The following is a 21,912-nucleotide window of genomic DNA, read 5'->3' as shown; positions in this document are numbered from 1 at the left end:
GGGCCGTTCCGGCACCCGGCGTCGGCACCGCCGGGAGAGCTGCCAGCGTCTCAGGCCTCGATAGGCGTCGATTCGGCGGTCGGCGCCGTTCCCAGCGCGAGCCGAACGCTCTCCTCGAAGGGGGTCAGGTCGGGCTGGACGTACTGGTCGATGCTGTCGTCGGTGACGACCACGCGGTTGCTGAGCCCGTCGACCAGCGGCTTGGCGACGCTGACCGGAACGTCGGTCACCAGCCCGAGCCAGCGGGCCGACAGCCCCGGCGAGAGGACGGGGACGGGGACGATGAGCGGGCGCCGGCCGACAAGAATCCGGGCTGTCGTCGTCAGTATCTCCTGGTATGTCAGGACGTCCGGGCCGCCGACATCGTAGGTCCCGCCGGCGGTTTCGGGCGTTTCGAGGACGCCCGCGAGATACGCCACCACGTCGTCGACGTAGATTGGCTGGCACTCGGTACGGACCCACGACGGGGTCACCATCACCGGGAGTCTGGCGGCGAGCTGTCGGATTATCTGAAAGCTCGCCGATCCCTCACCGATGACGATGGCGGCCCGCAGCGCGGTCAGTTCGGCCTCGCCGTCCCCGAGCAGCCGCTCCACCTCACGGCGCGACTGCAGGTGTTCGGAGAGGCCCTCGTCCTCGTTTCCCAGCCCGCCGAGGTAGATGATGCGCTCGATGCCCGCCTCGTCGACCGCCTCGCGGAAGTTCCGGGCGGCGCGTCGGTCCCGGGCCTCGAAGTCCGCGCCGGCCTCCATCGAGTGGACGAGATAGTAGGCCGCGTCGGCCGCGGGAAGCGACAGCTCGGGGTCGAGCACGTCGCCCTCGACCACCTCGACGCCCCCGGGCGCGGCGTAGCTCGCCGGGTCCCGCGTCAGCGCGACGACGTCGTGACCCCGGTCGACCAGTTCGGGAACGAGGTGGCTCCCGACGAAGCCCGAGGCGCCGGTGACGAGGACTCGCATACCCCCAAGTCGGACTCCAGTGGCTTGAAAGCAAGCCACGGACGGGTAGCGACGGTGAACGGTTTACCCTCACAGTTCATGCACCCAACCTGAGGTTTTATGCTGGATAGTTACACTTTGCTAGGTATGCTCACACCACTTGTTGCAGTGGTACTGCTCGTCGTGGGCGTGCTGCTGACCGTCGGCGGGTTCCTCTTTTTCAGGGAGGGCGTGTACGCGCTCGGTTTCCTCCTGGGGTTGAGCGTCGGCATCGTCGCGCTCGGCAACGGCGACGTCCCCGGGCGGTGGGCGCTCGTCGTGCTGGTGGCGGCACCGCTCGTCGGCGTCGCGATAGCCGCCCTCTACCGGTATTTCATCGTCGTCGTCCCGGGCGCGGTGTTTGGCGGCTGGGCCGCGATGGCGCTCTCGGGCGTCTCGCTGTCGTCGCCGGTCGACAGCCTCGCCCCGGTTGTCATCACCGGCGCCATCCTGGGCATCGTCGCCGCCTGGTTCCTCGAAACGGCGATAATCATGCTCGTCTCAGCCTCGTGGGGCGCGACGCTGATAACGGTCGCTCTCGGCGCGCCGCTCCTCGACTCCGCCGCGAGCCTCGAAACCGGGCTGCTGGCGGCCGCCACGCTCTTCCGAGGGGTCCTCACCCTCGTGGGCCTCGCCGTACAGTCCGGCATCTGGTTCTATCTGCGACGGTCGCTGGACGACGACGAACAGTTGCGCGAGGTCGTGCTTCGGGCGGCCGGCAAGCAGTACGAGGCGCTGCGGAGCTGACTGGCGGCGTCGCTCGCCGGCAACTGCGGATGACGTACGCCTCGGAAACGCTTCGCCCGTCGGTCAGTTAATCGTCCGCGTCCGTCTTCGCCCGGCGCTGCATCGCCCGCTCGACGAACTCCTCGGGCAGCTCGTCGATTTCGCCGGCCTGGACGGCCCAGAGGTTGGCGTAGAGCCCGTCGGCGGCCAGTAGCTCCTCGTGGCTCCCCCGCTCGACGATGCGCCCGCCCTCCAAGACGAGGATGGTGTCGGCGTCCTTGATGGTCGAGAGGCGGTGGGCGATGGCGAAGGTGGTCCGGTCGGCGGTCAGCTCGTCGAGCGAGCGCTGGATGAGCATCTCCGTCTCCGTGTCGACGTCGCTGGTGGCCTCGTCCAGCACGAGGACGTCCGGGTCTTTCAGCATCGCGCGGGCGATGGCGATGCGCTGGCGCTGGCCGCCCGACAGCTTGACGCCGCGCTCGCCGACCATCGTCTCGTAGCCGTCCGGCAGGTTCCGGATGAACTGGTGGGCCTCGGCGGCCTCGGCGGCGGCGCGAATCTCGTCGTCGGTGGCGTCGAAGCTCCCGTAGGCGATGTTGTCCTCGACGGTGCCGTAGAAGAGGAACGTCTCCTGGCTGACGTAGCCGATGGCCCGCCGGACTGAGGGTATCTGTACGTCCCGCAGGTCCTGGTCGTCGATGCGGACCGCGCCCTCGTCGGGGTCGTACATCCGCAGGAGCAGCTTCATCACGGTCGACTTGCCCGCGCCGGTGGGGCCGACCAAGGCGACGGTGTCACCGCCGTCGACCTCGAAGGAGACGTCGTCCAGAACGGGGTCGTCGTCGCCGTAGCCGAAGGTCACGTCGTCGTACGCGACCGCGCCGTCGGTGACCGACAGGGGCGGCGCGTCGTCGGCCTCGCTGAGCCGCCCGGGCGTCTCCATCAGGCCGAACACCCGCTCGGCGGAGGCGTAGGCCCGCTGGTACATATTGATGACCTGGCCGAACTGGGCCATCGGCCAGACGAACCGCTGGGTGTAGATGATGAAGGCGACGAACCCCCCGGTCGTCAGCTCCAGGGTGAAGAAGCCGGGCGCCTGTCCGACGACGATGAGCCCGCCCAGCACGAACGTGACGACGAAGCCGAGGCCCGACACCAGCCGCAACCCCGGGAAAAAGGTGATGCGGGTGCCGATGGCGTCCCAGTTGGCGTCGAGGTAGTCCTGTGAGCTGTCCTCGACGCGGTCGGCCTCGTAGGACTCCGTGTTGGCGGTCTTGATTATCTGGATGCCGCTCAGGTTGTTCTCCAGCCGGGAGTTCAGCGAACCGACCGAGGCGCGCACGTCGGCGTACTTGGGCTGGATGGTCTCGATGAACCACTTCGTGAACACGGCGATGATGGGCACCGGCAACAGCGCCACCAGGGCGAGCTGCCAGTTGATGTAGAAGAGGTAGGCGGCGATGCCGAGCACCATGATTATCAGCCGGGAAGCGGAGTTCAGCCCGTCGTTGAGGAACTTCTCCAGCCGGTTGACGTCGTTCGACAGCACCGACATCATCTCGCCGGTCTGCTTGTCCGCGAAAAACTCCATGTTCAGCCGCTGCATCGTCCCGTAGGTGTCCGTTCGCACCGCGTGCTGGACGTGCTGGGCGAACTTGTTCCACCCCCAGTTGCGGGTGTAGTGAAAGACGGCCCCGAAGCCAAACGAGGCCGCGATGAGCCCCGCCGTCAGCCAGAGCTGCCCGGTCGTCCCCGCGGGAATCCACGCGTCGGGGACGAGGAGGAGACTGTAGCTCGTGTTCCCCTCGATGACGGCGTCGATGGCCAGCGCCAGCAGCAGCGGCGGCAGCAGGTCGAGCATCCGGGCGAATATCGAGCTGATGAGCCCGACGACGAAGGCGAGTCGCTGCCCCCGCCCGTACTCCGTGAACAGCCGCCACATCGGGCGGTCGACCCGCTCGCGGGCGTCCTCGAAGGCGTCGTCGTCGGACGCCGCTTCGATGTCCATTAGCGACGGTAGCGGTTCGAGCCTCAAATACGCGTCGGGCCCTGAGACTGGGGCGGACAGATATCACACAGCTACCGCGACAGCGCCGAACTGAAAGGGGCTTTCTGGCTGTTTGCAGTGCTGTGTTGACTGCCACCCGCAACGGGCGTTCATTCGACCCCGTCGGGCAGTTCCACGGTGTCGCCCACGCCCACGCCGGTCCGGTTTGCCCATCCGCGATTCACTTCGAGGACGTACTTGGCGCGCCCGGAGTAGCGCTCGCTGTAGCGCTCGCCCTCGGGCGGCGGGGGCGCGTGGTGAATCGTCGTAATCGTCCTGTTAGCGTCGATGTAGATGATATCCAGCGCGAAGTCCATGTCCCGCATCACGTAAGTCTGTACGTCCTCCTCGCCGTGGACGAACAGCATCCCCTCGTCGGGGCCCAGCGACTCCGTGTCGCTGAGGCCGGTGTAGCGCTGGCTGTAGTTGGCGGCGATACGCACGTCGACAGTGGCCAGCGTCCGCGACCCGTCACAGGCCGAGACGGCGGTCCGGTTCGGTGGCGCCGTACACGGCGTCGCATTGTCGCTGTCGGTGACCGTCACCGTCCCCGTCTCGTAGCCACCGACACCGACGATATCGACCCACAGCCCGCTCTGCATAACGAGGGCACCGACCGCGAGTGCGACGACGACCCCGGCGAGGGCGACGAACGCTCGGCGTGCCATGTCTATAGGGTGGACCAGCCGATGGGTAAGCGTTCCGCCCCAGAGAGAAAGGGTTATTCCTACCGGTGGAAAATTTGGGAACGCGGGTCCGTGGTCTAGTCGGTTATGACGTGGCCTTTACAAGGCCGAGGTCGGTGGTTCGAATCCGCCCGGACCCATATATTCTCCCGCGAACGGAACGTGAGCGATGAAACTATTCTCCGGGCGGATTCGAATCAGGGAACGAAGCAAAGCGGAGTGACCGTGGTCCGAATCCGCCCGGACCCATCCTGCGACGAACGGACGTGAGGAGCGGATGGTCAGCGAGGATTCGAGACCCTGAGAGACGAGCGAAGCGAGTCTCTCTCCGGTTCGAATCCGCCAGCCCGCTGTCACCTGCCGAAAGTCACTTAGCCAGGGTCGCGGTACCAACACACATGATAGACGGGTCGACGTGTCCCCGCTGTAGCGGGCGGGTCTCGACGGAAAACGGGACAGAGTACACCTGTGACGACTGCGGCGCGGCCTTCGACAGTTCGGACCTCTTTCTCCCCTAGGGCGGCGGGGTATCGAAATCCTTTTTTCCACCGTCGTCCTCGCTCGACATGCGCCGCCTTAGCTCAGACTGGGAGAGCACTCGACTGAAGATCGAGCTGTCCCCGGTTCAAATCCGGGAGGCGGCATTTTCCTGAACCCAACTACTAAACGAAGCGGATATTCAACCAGTTAGTTACAGGTAACAGTACTCCGTCTCGGTGGGGGCTGTCTGCAGGACATAGCAGTCACTCGTTCCGGAAGACGAGAATGTTCTGGTGGACCATCGAGGGGACAAAGGAGAAGGGGTAGCCGTAGACGTGGAGGTCCTTCGAGGGGTCGTACCAGACGAGGTTGGCCTTCAGCGTGTAGCCGGCGGCCTCGATGCGGGCGGCGAGGTCGGCCGAGAGCATGTTGTAGGACTGCTCGCGGTACATATCGCCGATGAAGACCGCGACGTAGCCGCCCTCGCGGACGACCCGTCGGAACTGCGCGAAGTTGGCCTCCATCTCGTCGAGCCAGTCGGCTTTCGCCTGTCGCTCGTCGCCGTCGAAGTCGCCGAGCTTGCTGTCCCGTGTCGCCGCCTCGTTGCGGGTCTGTTCGACCTTGTCCATGTCCCAGTAGGGCACGTCGGTCAGCAGGAGATCGACGGCGTCGGTCTCGACGGCTTCGACGAGGTCGGTGCAGTCCCCGTGGCGCATGTCCTGCCCGGCGAGAGGTCCTTCACCACGGGCCTCGCGTTCGGCGTTCTCCCGTTCGAGGACCGTCTCGTAGAGCTCTATCCAGCGGTCGTTGATTTCGAAGCCGACGGCGTCCCGGCGGCCGGTCCCCTCGTACTCGGCGAGTGAGGCTCCGAGCAGCGTGCCGCCGACGCCGGCGAAGGGGTCGAGGACGAGGTCGCCGGCCTTGCTGAACCGCTGGACGAGCGCCAGACAGAGCCGCGGGGGTTTCTGGCCGCCGTGTTCGCTCCGCAGGTCGTGCTGGAGGGCGGGCGGGTACCCCTCGGGGATGACGGACTTGGTCGCGAACTTCCACTCCCGGCCGGTGAGGTCGTTGACCCGGTTGCGCTCGTCGTAGACGCCCCGGTCCTCGACGTAGCGCTGGTGGTCCGCGAGCTCGTCGGTGTCGACGACCTCGCCGTCCTCGACGGGGAGGGCGTCCGCTTTCGCCCGGTCCTCGTCGAAGTCGCCGTCCTCGGTCGTGAACAGACGGCTTTGCTTGTGGTTGGGCGACTCGTCGCTCATACAGCCCTGTTGTGTCCACCACCGGGGTTAAGTGTAGTCACTGAACGAGTCGAGCGGAGCGCCGGACGGGACAGTGACGGGGTGTGGCCGGTACGTCCGGCTCGGTTTCTGTAACCGAGTGATGGGAAAAATTTATTCGGTACAGTACAGATTTCCCTATCGTAATGAAGCGACGCAAGACATTGAAAATCGTGGGTGCCGCAGGCGTCAGCGCGTCCGTGGCGGGTTGCAGTGGCATACTCGGCGGCGGCTGTGGGCCGGGCGAAGACGAAATCGGGACGCTGGCCGAGGAGGTCAACGAGGGCGGGGCGACCTCGACCGCGGCGGAGGCCTCGACGGAAGACAGGGAGAGCGCGAGCATCACGGGCGAGATACAGTCCATCGGGGACAACGCGGTCATCGTCGACGACGGGACCGGGACGGCGAAGCTGACGACGCTGTTTGGCGGGTTCACCGCCCAGAACGTCGGCGAAGGCGACTGCGCCCAGGCGACCGGAATCCCGTTCGCGCCCGAGGAGGGCAGCGACAACGACATCCAGTTCCTCGTCGAGGACGTCGGCCTGGCCGACGACTAGTCGGTCGTGTCGTCCGCCGGCTTCCGGCCGACGACGAACGTCCACCACTTGACACACTGTGTCCGCTGGTACAGCGGAAACAGCGACGCCGCGAGCGGGGTCTGTGCGATGCTTGCGAGCATGAGCGGCGAGCCCAGCGTCCGCTTGGTGACCACCTCGAAGGCGTCCCGGACGAGGCCGGCGACCGCCGCCTCCGACAGGTGGCCGTAACGGTCGTTGTCCGCCTCCAGCAGTCCGAGTCGAAAGGCGACGGTTTTCGTCAGCCGCCGGTACAGCCCCGGCGTCCCCTCCACGAGGACGACCCGCCCGCCCGGTTTCAGGACCCGTCGGGTCTCCCGCAGGATATCGGGCCGGTCCGCTTCGGGGACGTGATGGAGGAACCGGCGGCCGACGACGGCGTCGAACACGCCGTCGTCGAAGGGGAGCGAACGGGCGTCCCCGAGGACGGCCGGCCGCCCGACGCCGACCGCGTTCGACCGCCACGCCTCCGTCCCGACGTCGGCCTGCGGGTGGAGGTGCTGACCGAAAGCGAGTTCGAGCGTCTCGCCGTCGGGCAGGTACTCCGCGATGAGTTCGTCGTGGCTGTCGTAAATCGCCGCCAGTAGGGGGTGGCGTTGGATGTCGCGGGGCTGCTCGACGACGGCGCCGTCCTGTATCGCCCAGTCCGCGTGTGACATCGTACCACCGTAGTGATATCGACGGTATTGTTATGCGACGCTTATCTCGGGGAGCCGGCCGTCCCGGGGACCGGCGGAAGCATCGCCGACCGTCCGCGGACGGTGCTCCCGGACCGGGAGCCCACCGGGTGGCGGGGCGAGCCCAAACGCTCATCTCCGGGCCGGGCCAGATACCACCAGCCGATGGGATTCGACAGCCACCAGCCCGGACCGCCGCGGTTCATGCAGGTCGGTCAGCGCATCGTCGACCCGGCCTTCGTCGACGGCGACCACGGGTTCGACCGGGACAACCTCGCGCCCACGATAGCGGGCGCGCCCGAGCGGGACCCGGAGAACTACGGCGCCGACGCGTTCGCGTGGTCGATTGCCGCCCGGCCGGCCGGAAGCGAGGCGACAGTGCAGTACGCGCCGACGCCCCACGACGACCGCGACCGGTACGACCACGGGCTCCACAACACCGCCGAGTTCGAGCCCGACGAGCCCGGGACCTACGTCCTCGAACTCGACGCCCCCGACGGGACTCACGAGCTGACAGTTCGCGTGTTCGACGGCGACCGGCGGGACGGCGGGACGACCGACGGCGTCGGTGCAAGCGGGCCAGCCGGCGGCGGCCCGCCCCGTATCGAACTCGACGGGTACTACGACGACGCGACCGACGAGTTCGTCGTGGCGTCGAACCCCGAACTCGCGTCCGACAGCCACGCCGTCGACGCCGACCTGGACGTGGAGTTCCTCCCCCACGACGCGAGCGGCCTGGACGCGGCCGACATCGCGGTCGAGGGGTCGACGGCCCGGATTCCCGCGGCCGCGATGGACGGCGCGGCGAGCCTCTACGCGGCGCCCTTCGACGGCCGTCGCGTGGGCGTCCGCGACGAGATAGTGCTGGACCCCGACTCCGAGACCGTTTCCCTGCCCAACCGACCGCCCGAGTGGCTCGACGACGCCGTCGTCTACGAGATATTCACGCGCTCGTTCGCGGGCGAGCCGGGGGCGACCACCTTCGAGGCGCTCCGCGAGCGGGTCGACTATCTGGACGGGCTGGGCGTCGACGTGGTGTGGCTGACGCCCGTCGTGCCGGCCTGGAGCCCAACCGTCGACGCGGCGCCGGGCGGCCCGCACGGCTACAGCACGGCGGACTACTTCGACGTGGCCCCGGACCTGGGGACCCTCGCTGACTTCGAGGCGTTCGTCGACCGGTGTCACGACCACGGAATCCGGGTCTGTTTCGACCTCGTCGCGAACCACTGCGGCTGGACCCATCCGTTCTTCCAGGACACCATCGCCGAGCGCGGGCCCGAGCCCGAGGAGCCGTCCCAGTTCCCGGACGTCGAGTCGTGGGACGTGTCCTCGAAGTACTTCGACTGGGTCGACCGCCAGCGGGGGGCCAGCCGCCACGACGCCTCGCCGGCACAGACGAGCTTCTTCGGCGTGCGGCTCCAGCCCAACCTCAACCACGGGAACGTCGCGCTGCGGGAGCACCTGCTCGCCGCCGTCGAGTTCTGGGCCGAGCGGGTCGACGGCTTCCGCTGTGACATCGCCTGGGGCGTCCCCCATAGCTTCTGGGCGGAGGTCCGCGAACGGGTGCGTGCCGTCGACGCCGAGTTCCTCCTGCTCGACGAGGCCATCCCCCGGACGCCCGCCTTCGCGGCCTCGGAGTTCGACTGCCACTTCGACACGACCGGGTTCACCGAGACGGCCCACGCCGTCGCCCGCGGCGAGCGCCCGCCCGGCGACCTGCTCGACGCCGTCGAGGCCCGCGACCGCGACGGGTTCCCTCGCTACGCACGGCTGCTGAACGCCACGGAGAACCACGACGAGGCGCGCCTGGCCCACGAAGCCGCCGTGGGCCGCCGCGGGGAGCCGGCGGCGGTCGCGCGGGCGGCGGCCGCGGCGGCGTTTACCCTCCCCGGCGTCCCGATGCTGTACTACGGCCAGGAGCGGCTCATCACCGAGTACGGCGAGCGCCGCGCGCTCCCCTACGCCGACGACCCCGGGAAAGCCGACGACATCGAGCGGGACCCCTACAAGCGCGCGTTCGTGAACTGGGACGACTACCCCGAGGCCCACCTCGACTTCTACCGGGCGCTCGTCTCGTTCTATCACGATTCGCCCGCGTTCGGGCCCTCGGCCGACCTGGTCCGTGCGGCCTACCGGACCGAGCGGCCCGAGGACGTGCTCGTCTTCGGCCGCGACGCCGGCGACGAGAAGCGGGTGGTCGTCGTCAACTTCGCCGCCGACTCGCGCCGGGTAGACCTCCGCCCGGTCGTCGACACCACCGACCAGTTCACCGGGGACGACGTGGCCGCGGCCCGAAGCGAGGACGCCGTCACCGTCGAAGTCGACCGCCTGGCAGTCCTCGACACGCCGACGCTGTTCGACCGGGGAGGGTGAGCACGAGTACCCTCTCAGGGCCGTGACGCCGCCGGGCGAGCGGGGACAATAAACTGGCCGCAGTTGCAGGCACCACGACGAGGCAAACGCCGCGCCTTGTCCGAACGCAATGTCAGTGCTCCAGCAGGACGACGCGAACGCACGGGAGAAGATAGACGAGGTGGCGGACTCGACGCCGATGTCCGCGGGCGACCCCATCGCGGCCGCCGCGGCCGCCTCGGTGTTGTTCTCCTGGTACAACTTCTACATCAGGGGCGAGAAACAGACCGGCATCTTCGTCGGGCTCTGGGCGCCGACGATGCTCGCGGCCGCGAGCTACCTCCAGCAGAAGGACATCATCCGGAAGTTCAAGCAGGGACTGGCCTCGTTCTGAACGTCGCAGGGCTAGTAATCGTAGACCGCGGCGACGATGCCGGCTGTCTGGCCGACGGTTGTCACAGTCAGCCCGGCGAGGACGAGCCCCGGAACGGTTCCGACCACGCCGCCGACGTAGATGGCGGCCCCGGCGGCGCTCAGCGCGCCGCCGCCCGTATAGGCCCGCGGGCGCCGGTCGATTCGCCGCCCGGTCGCGACGAGACCGGCCGCTGGGACGAGCATCCACCCGACGACAGTCACCGATAGCAGCGGGCCTACCGGCGGCTCGACAAGCAGCGCGGCCGTCCCGACGAGCGTGAGCGCGAGTCCGGCCACGAGGACGCGGCGCCACACCAGCAGGACGCCCGCCGTCATCTCCCGCCAGGAGAGGACGGTGAAGGCCGCGATGATGGCGACCATCACCAGATGAGCGATGAGGACGGTTCGACGGGCGAGCAGGTCCAGATGTGCGGCGGTCGCGAAGGTCCACGCCAGCGGGACGAGCACGACTGGGCCGTTCTCGCGGAGTCGACGCAACATACGGACACTGTCACCCCCGAGTCCCAAGAACGGTGGGACTCCGAACCCACCCCTTGGTGGTTCGTATCACACAGCACACAGCCGCTGTCTAGCGGTTATCGGATTTTCGGGGTTCACACTGTACCGACACTGTTATCCGTCATCCCGGCCTCTCTTTGGTTGCAATGGCGAAAGGAACGGTTGATTTCTTCAACGACACTGGCGGTTACGGTTTCATCGATACTGAGGACGCGGACGAGGACGTCTTCTTCCACATGGAAGACATCGGCGGCCCGGACCTCGAGGAAGGACAGGAGCTCGAATTCGACATCGAGCAGGCGGACAAGGGTCCGCGAGCCAACAACGTCACGAGGCTCTAACGATGGCGAAAGGTAAAGTCGATTTCTTCAACGACACCGGCGGCTACGGTTTCATCGACACTGACGAGGAAGACGAGGACGTCTTCTTCCACATGGAGGATGTCGGCGGCCCTGACCTCGAAGAGGGTCAGGAAGTCGAATTCGACATCGAGCAGGCGGACAAGGGTCCGCGAGCGACCAACCTGGAGCGTCTCTAACGATGGCGAAAGGCAAAGTCGATTTCTTCAATGACACCGGCGGCTACGGCTTCATCGACACTGACGAGGAAGACGAGGACGTCTTCTTCCACATGGAGGATGTCGGCGGTCCGGACCTCGAAGAAGGTCAGGAAGTCGAGTTCGACATCGAGCAAGCGGACAAGGGTCCGCGAGCGACCAACCTGGAGCGTCTCTAACGATGGCGAAAGGCAAAGTCGATTTCTTCAACGACACCGGCGGCTACGGCTTCATCGACACTGACGAGGAAGACGAGGACGTCTTCTTCCACATGGAAGATGTCGGCGGCCCTGACCTCGAAGAGGGTCAGGAAGTCGAGTTCGACATCGAGCAAGCGGACAAGGGTCCGCGAGCGACCAACCTCGAGCGACTGTAAGACGGGCTTTCTGTCTGCAGTCAGTTTATACACACCCGAGTGACGGTCCCGTCACCACGGCTGTATTCTCACCCGACCAGCGGCGCGCCCGCCCGGTAGACCAGTTCCATCGGGCGGCCGCTGCCGTCGGTCGGCGCCTCGGCGGGCAGCGTCCGTAGCTCGCCGCCGCCGGGCGCGGCCGTATACGCGAGTACCACGGCATCGAGCACCGCGGCCACGGGCACGGCGTGTCCCGCGGTCGCCTCGGCCACCCTCTGGACGACCGGCGGCGCGTCGCGGTCCCGCCCGGCGAGCGTCCGCATCCGCTCGGCGTAACCCGCGGCGGTCGTCGTATCGTGTTCCAGCGGCGCGCCCGCGAAGGCCCGAAAGCAGAGCTCCGGATGGGCGCTGCGGACGACCGCGGCGGCCTCGGGGACCTCCGCGAGCAGTTCGTCACACATCGCGATGGCGTCGCTGCGCTCGAAGGCCGCCGCCGAGAGCGCCGCGTCGGCCTTGCGCTCGTGGACCCGGTTCGCCGCCGAGTAGCGCCGCTTTCGGGTCGCCTCCCGGACCGGGGGGTCGAACACGGCCCCCCTGCGCGGTCCCAACAGGTCGCGGGCGAGCGCGTCACACCGGCGGACGGGGTCACCGGACTCGACGAGCCCGATTGGAACGTCGACCAGAATCAGGCGCGCCGCCTCCTCGTAGGCCGCCCAGCAGTCGCCGATACCGTCGAAGACGGTCGTCTCCTCGTAGCCGGCCTCGGTGAACGTCACTGCCAGCCACGACCCGTCACGGTACGCGACGCCAACGTAGCGGTCCTCGACCATCGTCGGGTATCGGTGGCGCGGGCGCAAAAATCTGACCCGGCCATTTTGAGGGTGGCGACCGACGACCCACCTATGGACGGCGTCGTTCTGGCCGCCGGTGAGGGGACGCGGCTGCGCCCGCTGACGGCCCAGCAGCCGAAGGCCCTCGTCACGGTCGCCGGCCGGCCGCTGCTCTCGTACGCCTTCGACGCGCTGCTGTCGGTCGGCGTCGACCGTCTCGCGGTCGTGGTCGGCTACCGAGGCGACGATATCGTCGCCCACTACGGCGACAGCTACCGCGACACCCCTGTCGAATACGTCGAGCAGGCCGAGCAGTTGGGGACGGCCCACGCGCTCCGGCAGGCGATGCCAGCCGTCGAAGCGCCGTTCGTCGTCATGAACGGCGACAACGTCTGCCGGGCGAACCTGGACAGCGTGGTCGAGCGCCATCGGGAGACCGCCGCCGCGGCGACGCTGCTGGTCGAGTCCGTCGCGCGGGGGCAAGCCGAAACGACGGGCGTCGTCGAGACCGACGACCACGGGCGCGTGGTGGGACTGGTCGAGAAACCGGACGACCCGCCATCGACGCTCGTCAATCGGGGGTTCTACGCCTTCGGGCCCGAAATCGGCCCCGCGCTCGACCGCATCGCTCCCTCAGCGCGCGGCGAGTACGAGATTACCGACGCCATCGACGACCTGGTGGGCCGGGGCCACCGCGTCGAGACCGTCGAGCTGACGGGGTGGTGTCACAACGTCAACGAGCCGGGAGATAGAGAACTGGTCGCGGAGAAGCTAGCGAACGACGCGACGGATTAGGCCGTCGCGAGCAGGTCCGCGGGCGGTTCACCCGGTAGCTCGTCGCGGTCGTGGGGCGCCTCGAAGTCGGGGTCGGGCCCCATCGGGACGATGCGCTTGGGACTCACGTCGGGGTGGGTGGTGTAGTAGTGCTCTTTGATGTGGTCCATGTTCACCGTCCCGGCGACGCCCGGCGTCTGGTAGAGGTCACGCAGGTAGGGCCAGAGGTTGTCGTACTCGCGGATGAGCTTGTGGTTGCACATGAAGTGGGTGTGGTACACCTCGTCGAAGCGAACAAGCGTGGTGAACATGCAGATGTCCGCCTCGGTGAGGCGGTCCCCGGCGAGGTAGCGCTGGTCTTCGAGGACCTGGTCCCAGTGGTCCAGCGCGTCGAACAGCTCCGAGACGGCGTTATCGTAGGCCGTCTGCGTGTCGGCAAAGCCCGAGCGATAGACGCCGTTGTTGATGGGCTCGTAGATGTCCTCGATGATGCGGTCGACCTCCTCTCGGTACCCCTCCGGGTAGAGGTCGACGTCGTGTTCGGCCACACCGTCGAACTCGGTGTCGAGCATCCGGAGAATCTCCTTGGACTCGTTGTTGACGATGGTCTCCTCCTGCTTGTCCCACAGGACCGGCACCGTCACGCGGCCGGTCATGTCGGGGTCGGCCTCGACGTACAGCTCCCGGAGGTAGTCGGAGCCGTACAGCGAGTCCTCGGTGCAGCCGGCCTTCTCGGGCGTGAACTGCCAGCCGCCCTCGTCGCGGAACGGGTCGACCACGTCGACGCTGATGGCGTCTTCCAGCCCTTTCAGCGCCCGAACGAGGAGCGTGCGGTGGGCCCACGGGCAGGCCTTCGAGACGTAGAGGTGATAGCGGCCGGCCTCGGGCTGGAACCGGGCGTCGGGGTCGTCCTCGTCTCGCGGCTCGTCGCCGCTCGACTGTTCGGCGTCGCGTGGCGACGCCCTGATTCGGTCGCGGAAACTGGTCTCCTGTCGGTCGAACTCCCCGTCCTCGTTCGTACTCTGATACGCGTCTGTCCGCCATTCGCCGTCGACGAGCATGTTCATGATACCCGCTCTTCGCGCCCGACCGGCATAAACACCCAAGCGAGGTTACACGCGCGTTACCGGTCAGAGCGCCGCAGCTGCCCCAATCGGGGGCCATGTCACCCCGACACATCCGTTCGTCGGCCCTTCGAAGCTCTTATCCCGACGCTCGGCCACGTCTCCACCAAGAGTACCTATGTCCGACAAACCAGCCTCGATGTACCGGGACATCGACAAGCCGTCCTACACCCGGCGCGAGTACATCACGGGCATCCCCGGTTCGAAGATCGCACAGCACGAGATGGGTCGCAAGACCAAAGACAAGGACGAGTACCCCGTCCAGATCAGCCTCATCGTCGAGGAAGAGGTCCAGCTCCGTCACGGCTCGCTGGAGGCCTCGCGCCTCTCCGCGAACCGCCACCTCATCAAGACCATCGGCGAGGAGGGTGACTACCGCATGACCCTGCGGAAGTTCCCCCACCAGGTCCTGCGCGAGAACAAGCAGGCGACCGGCGCCGGCGCCGACCGTGTCTCCGACGGGATGCGGGCCGCCTTCGGGAAGATTGTCGGCACCGCCGCCCGGATGCAGGCCGGCGAGCAGCTCTTTACCGCCTACTGCAACGTCGAGGACGCCGACCACGTCAAGGAGGCGTTCCGCCGTGCGTACAACAAGATCACGCCCGCCTGTCGCATCAAGGTCGAAAAGGGCGAAGAGCTCCTCATTTCCTGAGCTCCCACTTTTTGCAACTCCGTCGGGCGCCTACGGCGCCCTCCGTCGTGTGAAAACTTGGGGAAAACCGCGGCGTGCTCCCTTCACGCGGCTTCGCCGCGTGGCGGTCCGCGCGCTGCGGTCGAACCGGCGGCTACGCCGCCGGACGTTTCTTGCTGACTAGCTTGTCTTCGCGCAGGCAGGCCTGCCCTTCCCCGTCGTCGCGCGATGAAACGCGCTCCCGGCCACAGCAGTCGCTACTGATACTCAAAACGCGTGTCGCTCGCAGATGCGAGCGACCGGGGAAGGCGAGGAATGGACCGTAAGGAGATTCCTCGCGACGGAGCGGTTAACGGAGTGAGCCGTAGAGATTGGCGAGTGATACGTGAGTGCTCTGTCGCGCATATTACTGTCCCTGGTGGACTGAAAGGGCGAGCCCGGTGGCGGTCGCTGGGCGACCCCTGTCGAGCGAGCGCAGCGAGCGAGATATGTCGGCCAGCGACCGCGAGCGGGTGAGGGCTTTCCAGCGGTAGTCATCAGTGACAGTGGGCACTGCTCTCTCGACAGCTACAGAATCGGACCCGATCATACTGCGTCGGCCGACCGTACACTTTTGTCCGTCCGAGCGAACGGGCGGGTATGCTACGGCTCGCGGTCGCCACGAACAGCGAGACCTACGAGCGCATGCGCGAGCCCCTGGCCGACCGGGGCATCGAGGTCGGTCACGTCGCCACAACCGAGCGCGCGATTCCCCTCGCGGGGAGTCCCTACGACGACTACGACGTGGGCTTTGTCTACCCGTCGCGGATGATGGAGGGCGGGGTCGCCGACGCCATGCTCTCCGTGCCGTGGGTCAACGGCCGCGAGGCCGTCCTCCGGTCGCGCAACAAGGCCGACGTGCTGGCCCGGCTGGGCCGGGCGGACGTGCCGGTCCCCGAGAGCGTCATGGTGTCGAACCCGGCCGACGAGTCCGAGCTGGTCGCGGCCTACGAGGCGCTGGACCCGCCGGTCGTGGTCAAGCCCAACTCCACGACCCGCGGCGTCGGCGTGACGACGGCCCGGGACCTGGATTCCTTCCTGGGCATCGCCGACTACCTCGACCTGGTCCACGACTACCGGGCGACCGGCGACCGCTCCTTCCTCGTCCAGGAGTTCCTCCCCGGCGCCCGCGACTACCGGGCGATGGTCGTCGGTGGCGAGTACGTCGGCGCGGTCGAGCGACGGTTGCCGACCGACGCCCGCGAGCGCGGCCGCTGGAAGCACAACGTCCACCGGGGCGCGGTCGCCGAGGGGGTCGACCTGCCCGACGACCTCCGGCGGCTGGCCGAGCGGGCCGCCGACGCCCTCGATATCGACTACCTCGGCGTCGACCTGCTCGTGACCGACGACCGGACGGTGGTCAACGAGACCAACGCACGGCCGACCATCGACAGCGCGACGAAGTACGAGGCGGGGTTCTGGGACGGAGTGGCGGCGCTGGTTCGGGCGACAGCGAACGGGTAAAACAGCGTCGACGGGACCTTACAGCTCGATGTCGGCGGACTCGTCCTCGCGGTCGAAGGTGACTTCGAGGACGCCGTTGTTGTAGGTTGCCGAGGCGGAGTGCTCGTCGACGCGGCTGGGGAGGGTGAGCCGCTCGTGGTACTCGCGGTTGTGCGTGCCGGCGTCGATGGTGAGGACGCTCCCGTCGCATTTCAGGTCGATGCCGTCCTTCTCGACGCCGGGGATGTCGGCGACGACGCGGACGTGCTCGTCGGTCTCGTGAACGTCGACGTGGAGGTCACCGCCGTCGGCGGGCCCATCGCGGTCGATGTGGACGTCCCCTTCCGAGCCCATCATCTCGTCCATCATCCGCTCTATCTCCCGGAAGAACTCGTCGAAGGGGTCGTCGTCGTCCCGTCTCATCAGTAGCGGGTGGTATGTGCGACTGTCTCAAAAGCCTTCTGACGGACACGGCCCGCCGCCGGGGCGGCCGTCGGCGGGTACAGCGGCAGCCGGCACACCTTCTGGACGATACATGAGAGGGGAAAATACAATTCGGAACCGAGTTAACTCCGAAAACTCTTTACTCCGGGTCGGCGCTTCACTAGAGGAATGAGTGACCCAGTCCGCGTCGGCCTGAACGGCTTCGGCCGTATCGGCCGCAACGTAATGCGCGCTTCGCTGGACAACGACAACGTCGAGATCGTCGGTATCAACGACGTGATGGACGACAGCGAGATCGACTACTTCGCCAAGTACGACACCGTCATGGGCGAACTGCCCGGAGCGGGCGTCGAGGACGGCGTCCTGAGCGTCGACGGGACGGACTTCGAGGCCGGCGTCTTCCACGAGACCGACCCCACAGAGCTGCCGTGGGACGAGCTCGACGTCGACGTCGCCTTCGAGGCGACCGGCATCTTCCGCACCTACGACGACGCCGCCCAGCACCTCGAAGCGGGCGCCGACAAGGTGCTCATCTCCGCCCCGCCGAAAGGCGACAAGGAGGTCAAGCAAATCGTCTACGGGGTCAACGAGGACGAGTACGACGGCGAGGACGTCGTCTCGAACGCCTCCTGTACGACGAACTCCATCACGCCGGTCGCGAAGGTGCTGGACGACGCGTTCGGCATCGAGTCTGGCCAGCTGACGACCGTCCACGCCTACACCGGCTCCCAGAACCTGATGGACGGCCCCAACAGCAAGCCCCGCCGGCGCCGCGCCGCGGCGGAGAACATCATCCCGACCTCGACGGGCGCCGCACAGGCGGCAACCGAGGTCCTCCCCCAGCTTGAGGGGAAGCTCGACGGGATGGCCATCCGCGTCCCGGTCCCGAACGGCTCCATCACCGAGCTGGTCGTCGACCTCGAGGACGACGTGACCGAGGAGGAGGTCAACGCCGCCTTCGAGGACGCCGCATCGGGCGAGCTCGAGGGGACGCTGGGCGTCACCGACGAGGAGATCGTCTCCTCGGACATCCTCGGTGACCCCTACTCCTCGCAGGTCGACCTGAACTCGACGAACATCGTCAACGGCCTGACGAAGATTCTCACCTGGTACGACAACGAGTACGGCTTCTCGTGTCGCATGCTCGACGTCGCCGAGTACATCACCGAGAACTAGGCCGCCGGTTTCTGTCGTTTTTTCGCCCATCGAGTCCCAACTATGGTGTTTTTCCATCGCGGATAGGGCGACTCGGAAACGGTTAAACGGGCGGCGGGAGAGGTCTCGCGTATGACGTTCCAGACGCTCGACGACCTCGACGACGGACAGCAAGTCCTCGTCCGCTTCGACCTGAACTCGCCGGTCGAGGACGGGGAGGTACAGGACAACCGCCGCTTTGGTCGGCACGCAACGACGCTCAGCGAGCTAATCGACCGCGACTTCGCCGTCGCCGTCATGGCCCACCAGGGCCGCCCGGGCGACGACGACTTCCTCTCCCTTTCCCAGCACGCGGAGATTCTGTCCGACCACGTCGACCACGACGTCGACTTCGTGGCCGACACCTTCGGGGACGAGGCCCTCGACGCCATCGACGACCTGGCGGGCGGCGACGTGCTCGTCCTGGAGAACACCCGGATGGCCGACGGCGAACTGCCCGAGGAGGAGCCCGAGGTGAAAGCCGAGACGGAGTTCGTCCAGACGCTGGCGCCGGAGTTCGACGCCTACGTCAACGACGCCTACTCGGCGGCCCACCGCTCTCACGCCTCGCTGGTCGGCTTCCCGCTCGTGATGGACGCCTACGCCGGCCGCGTCATGGAGACCGAGTACGAGGCAAACACCGCCATCGCCGAGAAGGAGTTCGACGGCCAGGTGACGATGGCCATGGGCGGGACGAAGGCCACGGACGTCATCGGCGTCATCGACCACATCGGCGACAAGATAGACGACTTCCTGCTTGGCGGTATCGCCGGCCAGCTGTTCCTCCGGGCGGAGGGGTACCCCATCGGCTACGACGTCGGCGACATGGACCTCTACACCAGCCAGTGGGAGGAGAACCACGAGATAATCGAGGAGATTCTCGAAGAGCGGGGCGACCAGATAACGGTCGCGACGGACGTGGCCTACGCCGAGGACGGCGAGCGCGTCGAGGCCGACGTCGAGGACGTCGAGGAGAAGGGGCTGGGCGTCATGGACGTCGGCACCGACACCGCCGAGCACTACGCCGACGTGGTCCGTGACTCGGACGCCGTCTTCGTCAAGGGCGCGCTGGGCGTCTTCGAGGACGAGAAGTTCTCGACCGGGACCGTCAGCGTCCTGCGTGCCATCGCCGAGACCGACTGCTTCTCCGTCGTCGGCGGCGGCGACACGTCCCGGGCCATCACGATGTACGGGATGAGCGAGGACTCCTTCGACCACGTTTCCATCGCCGGCGGCGCGTACATCCGCGCGCTCACCGGGGACGAACTCGCCGGCGTCGAAGCTCTCAAGCGCTAGCGGTCGGTCTCGCTGTGACGGCGCGCCCAATCGTCGGTCGCGCTCTCGACCCGAACGACCGAACCCGCGCGCTCGGTCGGTCGCGTGCGGGCGTGGCGCGCGGTCCAGTCGGCCTCCGGCTGCTCGTGTGACATACACCGGTGTACGGCCGACTGCGATAAAATTTTTCCGGCAATAATTGGCAATTCTTTACACGGGTCCGAATAACAATCGGTGATTGTCGCCGGTAGGTTCGTGAAGCAGTTCGAACGGGCAGGGGAAATCAGCGCCGCCGGCCGTTGACCGGCGAACGCTACGGGAAAGCGATAGGCCCGTATGTCGCTGCAGGGGCCGCACCCGGTGACATCAGTGTAACGTGGTCAGGCGAACGTTCGCTGAACTATATTACGGGGAAGCGTAACAATCAGACGTGGCGAAGTGACCCCCGTTCGAGCGGGCGTCCCGGTATCGTGTGCCGACAATCAGCGACCCCATTTACAAAATGAACGTACTGCTACTCGGTGCGAGCGGACGAATCGGACAGCGAACTGCCGCCGAACTCCTCTCCCGTGGCCACGCCGTCACGGGCGTCTCCCGGAGCGGCACAGTCGAGGGAATCGACGACGACGAGTTCGTCGCCGTCGCCGGGGACGCGACCGACCCCGACGACGTAGCGAGGCTCGCCGCGGGCCACGACGCCGTGGTTTCGGCCCTCGGTCCGGGCGAGGACGAACCGGCCGAGGTGCTCACGGAGATGATAGACGCCGTAATCGAGGGGCTCCGGCGCGCGGCCGTCGACAGGCTCGTCTGGACCGGCGGAGCGGGCGGACTCAGGGTGGGCCCGGAGACGCTGCTCATCGAAACGGACGACTTCCCCGAGGAGTGGGTGCCGGTCGCCCGCGCGGCCATCGACGCGTACGACCGCCTCAGCGAGGTCGAAGACATCGAATGGACGTACGTCGCGCCCGCCGCACTCATCGAGCCCGGCGAGCGGACCGGCGAGTACCGGACCGCCGACCGCGAGCTCGTGGCCGACGACGACGGCGACAGCTACATCTCGATGGAGGACTTCGCCATCGCGCTCGTGGACGAACTCGAGGAGGCAAACGCCGTCTACACCTACCTCGGGACCGGCTACTGATTGCGGGCTGAACCCGGCGAGAGCCGAGGCTGCGGGCACTCTGCGGGGAGCGCGTCGGATGACCGCACTGGGGCGAGTTCCTGCGGCCTGGGTTCGGCGTGTGCCGGCCAAGTACGAGCGGCTCATCCGTTCGCGGGACCGCCGCGTCCGGCTGGGGACCCCCACGTTTGTGTGTCCCCGCGTCCACGTCGGCGTATGCACTTGCGCGATGCCACGTGGCCCGACGCCGAGGCCGCGGAGACCGACCTCGCCTTGCTCCCGGTCGGCAGCACCGAACAACACGGGCCACACGCCCCGCTGGGAACCGACTCGCTGACCGCACGGGCGGTCGCCGACGCCGCCGAAGCCGCCTACGACGGCGAGGTCGTCGTCGCTCCGACGATTCAGGTCGGCGTCGCGGAGGAACACCGCGATTTTTCGGGGACGCTGTGGGTCAGCGAGGACACCTTCCGCGACTACGTCCGCGAGACCGTCGACAGCCTCGCCCACCACGGCTGGACCCGCGTGGTCGTCGTCAACGGCCACGGCGGCAACGTCGACCCGCTGCGGGAGGTCTGTGCCCGCATCACCCGCCACGACGACGCCGACGCGTGGGCCTTCACCTGGTTCGACGCCGTCGATGCGCCCGACATGGGCCACGGCGGACCCGTCGAGACGAGCCTCCTGCAAGCGGTACGGCCCGACCTGGTCCGCGAGGACCGCCTCGACGAGGCCGCCGCCGAGGGTGCCGACGGCTGGGGGGAGTGGGTCAGCGGCGTGAACCTGGCCTACGACAGTAGCGAGTTCAGCGAGAACGGCTGTGTGGGCGACCCCGGAGACGGGAGCGCCCAGCGGGGGGAGGCGCTGCTGGACGAAGCGACGGCGGCGCTGGCGACGCTGCTCGACCGCGTGACCGAGCGGTGACTACGCTTCGGCCTCTTCGGCGTCCGCGTCGGCCTCCGCGTCGGCCGCCTCCTCCTCGAACTCCTCCAGCGTACTGCGTAGCTGGGGAATCGTCGCGGTGAGGTCGCCCACCTGCTCGCGGGCGTCCTCGACGTCCTCGATGAGGGCCGCGACGGTCTCTATTTCCTCGGCGAGGTCGGCGGCGTCCTCGAAGGCGTCGGCGCGTTCGCCCATGGTGTACCACTTCTTGGCGTCCCGCAGGTGGTCCTCGGCGTCGCCGACGTCCAGGGCCGTCTTGAGCGCGTTGAGCACGCCAAGCGTGTTGTCGGCCTCCACGTCCCAGACGGCGTCGGCCTCGGGGAGCGCCCCGCGGGCCGCCGCGAGGGACGCCTCGACGTCGCTTCGCATCTCGGTTGCGGCCTCGCCGAACAGCTCGTCGTCGTCCAGACTGGTCTGACTCATAGGTACCACTTGACGTGGGAGTGGGTTAAAAG

The 21,912-nt window shown here is 67.4% G+C and carries 26 protein-coding genes and 2 tRNA genes; 17 read left to right on the top strand and 11 right to left on the bottom strand.

Features of this window, described 5'->3' with window-relative positions:
- Positions 1-50: 50 nt before the first annotated feature.
- A complete protein-coding gene (locus NJQ98_RS01320) occupies positions 51-959 on the bottom strand; it encodes an NAD(P)H-binding protein (protein ID WP_262174858.1) in 909 nt (302 codons plus the stop codon).
- Between the two features lie 126 nt (positions 960-1,085).
- Here NJQ98_RS01320 and NJQ98_RS01315 point away from each other — a divergent pair, with 126 nt between their 5' ends.
- A complete protein-coding gene (locus NJQ98_RS01315; RefSeq protein ID WP_262174855.1) occupies positions 1,086-1,724 on the top strand; it encodes a hypothetical protein in 639 nt (212 codons plus the stop codon).
- 67 nt (positions 1,725-1,791) lie between these two features.
- Here the strand turns inward: NJQ98_RS01315 and NJQ98_RS01310 are convergent, their stop codons facing one another.
- Positions 1,792-3,711, bottom strand: a complete 1,920-nt coding sequence (locus NJQ98_RS01310) for an ABC transporter ATP-binding protein (RefSeq protein WP_262174854.1) — start codon at positions 3,709-3,711, stop codon at positions 1,792-1,794.
- Positions 3,712-3,860: 149 nt separating this feature from the next.
- Positions 3,861-4,418, bottom strand: a complete 558-nt coding sequence (locus NJQ98_RS01305) for a DUF192 domain-containing protein (protein ID WP_262174851.1) — start codon at positions 4,416-4,418, stop codon at positions 3,861-3,863.
- Between the two features lie 84 nt (positions 4,419-4,502).
- Here NJQ98_RS01305 and NJQ98_RS01300 point away from each other — a divergent pair.
- Together NJQ98_RS01300 and NJQ98_RS01295 are read left to right on the top strand one after the other, a co-directional pair.
- Positions 4,503-4,576, top strand: a tRNA-Val gene (locus NJQ98_RS01300).
- Between the two features lie 430 nt (positions 4,577-5,006).
- Positions 5,007-5,080 (top strand) — tRNA-Phe (locus NJQ98_RS01295).
- A 99-nt stretch (positions 5,081-5,179) separates the two neighbouring features.
- On the opposite strand, the gene NJQ98_RS01290 is transcribed toward NJQ98_RS01295, so the two are convergent.
- On the bottom strand, positions 5,180-6,175 hold the full coding sequence (locus NJQ98_RS01290) for a TRM11 family SAM-dependent methyltransferase (protein WP_262174849.1): 996 nt from the start codon (positions 6,173-6,175) through the stop codon (positions 5,180-5,182).
- A 164-nt stretch (positions 6,176-6,339) separates the two neighbouring features.
- Here NJQ98_RS01290 and NJQ98_RS01285 point away from each other — a divergent pair, with 164 nt between their 5' ends.
- Positions 6,340-6,750 (top strand): hypothetical protein, encoded by a 411-nt coding sequence (locus NJQ98_RS01285; RefSeq protein ID WP_262174847.1) that lies wholly within the window; start codon positions 6,340-6,342, stop codon positions 6,748-6,750.
- Here NJQ98_RS01285 and NJQ98_RS01280 read toward each other — a convergent pair.
- Positions 6,747-7,427, bottom strand: a complete 681-nt coding sequence (locus NJQ98_RS01280) for a class I SAM-dependent methyltransferase (protein ID WP_262174845.1) — start codon at positions 7,425-7,427, stop codon at positions 6,747-6,749. The two genes, NJQ98_RS01285 and NJQ98_RS01280, sit on opposite strands and share 4 nt — an antisense overlap.
- A 183-nt stretch (positions 7,428-7,610) precedes the next feature.
- Here NJQ98_RS01280 and NJQ98_RS01275 point away from each other — a divergent pair, with 183 nt between their 5' ends.
- A complete protein-coding gene (locus NJQ98_RS01275; protein WP_262174844.1) occupies positions 7,611-9,818 on the top strand; it encodes an alpha-amylase family glycosyl hydrolase in 2,208 nt (735 codons plus the stop codon).
- A 109-nt stretch (positions 9,819-9,927) separates the two neighbouring features.
- Positions 9,928-10,191 carry a hypothetical protein gene (locus NJQ98_RS01270; protein WP_262174843.1) on the top strand — a complete coding sequence of 88 codons (264 nt, stop codon included), beginning with the start codon at positions 9,928-9,930 and terminating at the stop codon, positions 10,189-10,191.
- 11 nt (positions 10,192-10,202) lie between these two features.
- Here NJQ98_RS01270 and NJQ98_RS01265 read toward each other — a convergent pair whose 3' ends face one another.
- The gene (locus NJQ98_RS01265; RefSeq protein ID WP_262174841.1) at positions 10,203-10,712 is read right to left on the bottom strand and encodes a hypothetical protein; all 510 of its coding nucleotides are present in this window, start codon (positions 10,710-10,712) and stop codon (positions 10,203-10,205) included.
- A 164-nt stretch (positions 10,713-10,876) separates the two neighbouring features.
- On the opposite strand from NJQ98_RS01265, the gene NJQ98_RS01260 reads away from it, so the two are divergent.
- The 4 genes from NJQ98_RS01260 to NJQ98_RS01245 are packed head-to-tail and all read left to right on the top strand — an operon-like array spanning position 10,877 to position 11,662.
- Positions 10,877-11,071 carry a cold-shock protein gene (locus NJQ98_RS01260; protein ID WP_004515390.1) on the top strand — a complete coding sequence of 65 codons (195 nt, stop codon included), beginning with the start codon at positions 10,877-10,879 and terminating at the stop codon, positions 11,069-11,071.
- A gap of 2 nt (positions 11,072-11,073) precedes the next feature.
- Positions 11,074-11,268, top strand: a complete 195-nt coding sequence (locus NJQ98_RS01255; RefSeq protein ID WP_220589504.1) for a cold-shock protein — start codon at positions 11,074-11,076, stop codon at positions 11,266-11,268.
- A 2-nt stretch (positions 11,269-11,270) separates the two neighbouring features.
- Complete coding sequence (locus tag NJQ98_RS01250; RefSeq protein ID WP_220589504.1) at positions 11,271-11,465, top strand: cold-shock protein; 195 nt, start codon at positions 11,271-11,273, stop codon at positions 11,463-11,465.
- A 2-nt stretch (positions 11,466-11,467) separates the two neighbouring features.
- Complete coding sequence (locus tag NJQ98_RS01245) at positions 11,468-11,662, top strand: cold-shock protein (RefSeq protein ID WP_220589504.1); 195 nt, start codon at positions 11,468-11,470, stop codon at positions 11,660-11,662.
- 68 nt (positions 11,663-11,730) lie between these two features.
- Here the strand turns inward: NJQ98_RS01245 and NJQ98_RS01240 are convergent, their stop codons facing one another.
- Complete coding sequence (locus NJQ98_RS01240) at positions 11,731-12,471, bottom strand: DUF429 domain-containing protein (protein ID WP_262174832.1); 741 nt, start codon at positions 12,469-12,471, stop codon at positions 11,731-11,733.
- Between the two features lie 72 nt (positions 12,472-12,543).
- On the opposite strand from NJQ98_RS01240, the gene NJQ98_RS01235 reads away from it, so the two are divergent.
- Positions 12,544-13,266 (top strand): nucleotidyltransferase family protein, encoded by a 723-nt coding sequence (locus tag NJQ98_RS01235; protein ID WP_262174830.1) that lies wholly within the window; start codon positions 12,544-12,546, stop codon positions 13,264-13,266.
- Here the strand turns inward: NJQ98_RS01235 and NJQ98_RS01230 are convergent.
- The gene (locus tag NJQ98_RS01230) at positions 13,263-14,312 is read right to left on the bottom strand and encodes a glutathione S-transferase family protein (protein WP_262174827.1); all 1,050 of its coding nucleotides are present in this window, start codon (positions 14,310-14,312) and stop codon (positions 13,263-13,265) included. The genes NJQ98_RS01235 and NJQ98_RS01230 overlap by 4 nt on opposite strands.
- A 175-nt stretch (positions 14,313-14,487) precedes the next feature.
- Here NJQ98_RS01230 and NJQ98_RS01225 point away from each other — a divergent pair, with 175 nt between their 5' ends.
- Complete coding sequence (locus NJQ98_RS01225) at positions 14,488-15,021, top strand: 50S ribosomal protein L16 (RefSeq protein WP_262174824.1); 534 nt, start codon at positions 14,488-14,490, stop codon at positions 15,019-15,021.
- A gap of 618 nt (positions 15,022-15,639) precedes the next feature.
- Positions 15,640-16,503, top strand: coding sequence for an ATP-grasp domain-containing protein (locus tag NJQ98_RS01220; RefSeq protein ID WP_262174822.1), 864 nt, complete (start codon positions 15,640-15,642; stop codon positions 16,501-16,503).
- Positions 16,504-16,521: 18 nt separating this feature from the next.
- Here NJQ98_RS01220 and NJQ98_RS01215 read toward each other — a convergent pair whose 3' ends face one another.
- The gene (locus tag NJQ98_RS01215) at positions 16,522-16,905 is read right to left on the bottom strand and encodes an Hsp20/alpha crystallin family protein (RefSeq protein WP_262174819.1); all 384 of its coding nucleotides are present in this window, start codon (positions 16,903-16,905) and stop codon (positions 16,522-16,524) included.
- 189 nt (positions 16,906-17,094) lie between these two features.
- Here NJQ98_RS01215 and gap point away from each other — a divergent pair, with 189 nt between their 5' ends.
- Positions 17,095-18,102: a type I glyceraldehyde-3-phosphate dehydrogenase gene (gene gap / locus NJQ98_RS01210; RefSeq protein WP_262174817.1), complete on the top strand. Its 1,008-nt coding sequence runs from the start codon at positions 17,095-17,097 to the stop codon at positions 18,100-18,102.
- Positions 18,103-18,213: 111 nt separating this feature from the next.
- Positions 18,214-19,416 (top strand): phosphoglycerate kinase, encoded by a 1,203-nt coding sequence (locus NJQ98_RS01205; RefSeq protein WP_262174815.1) that lies wholly within the window; start codon positions 18,214-18,216, stop codon positions 19,414-19,416.
- On the opposite strand, the gene NJQ98_RS01200 is transcribed toward NJQ98_RS01205, so the two are convergent.
- Entirely contained in the window at positions 19,413-19,550 is a 138-nt protein-coding gene (locus NJQ98_RS01200; protein ID WP_262174814.1) for a hypothetical protein, read from the bottom strand. The genes NJQ98_RS01205 and NJQ98_RS01200 overlap by 4 nt on opposite strands.
- Before the next feature lie 347 nt (positions 19,551-19,897).
- On the opposite strand from NJQ98_RS01200, the gene NJQ98_RS01195 reads away from it, so the two are divergent.
- Positions 19,898-20,536, top strand: coding sequence for an NAD(P)-dependent oxidoreductase (locus NJQ98_RS01195; protein ID WP_262174812.1), 639 nt, complete (start codon positions 19,898-19,900; stop codon positions 20,534-20,536).
- 195 nt (positions 20,537-20,731) lie between these two features.
- Complete coding sequence (locus tag NJQ98_RS01190) at positions 20,732-21,439, top strand: creatininase family protein (protein ID WP_262174809.1); 708 nt, start codon at positions 20,732-20,734, stop codon at positions 21,437-21,439.
- On the opposite strand, the gene NJQ98_RS01185 is transcribed toward NJQ98_RS01190, so the two are convergent.
- Positions 21,440-21,880, bottom strand: a complete 441-nt coding sequence (locus NJQ98_RS01185) for a DUF5790 family protein (RefSeq protein WP_262174807.1) — start codon at positions 21,878-21,880, stop codon at positions 21,440-21,442. It abuts the gene before it with no gap.
- Positions 21,881-21,912: the final 32 nt, after the last annotated feature.

It is taken from the genome of Haloarcula laminariae, assembly GCF_025457605.1.
GTDB lineage: Archaea > Halobacteriota > Halobacteria > Halobacteriales > Haloarculaceae > Haloarcula > Haloarcula laminariae.
The sequence above is the reverse complement of the archived record's forward strand: the minus strand, read 5'-3'. Positions and strand labels throughout refer to the sequence as shown.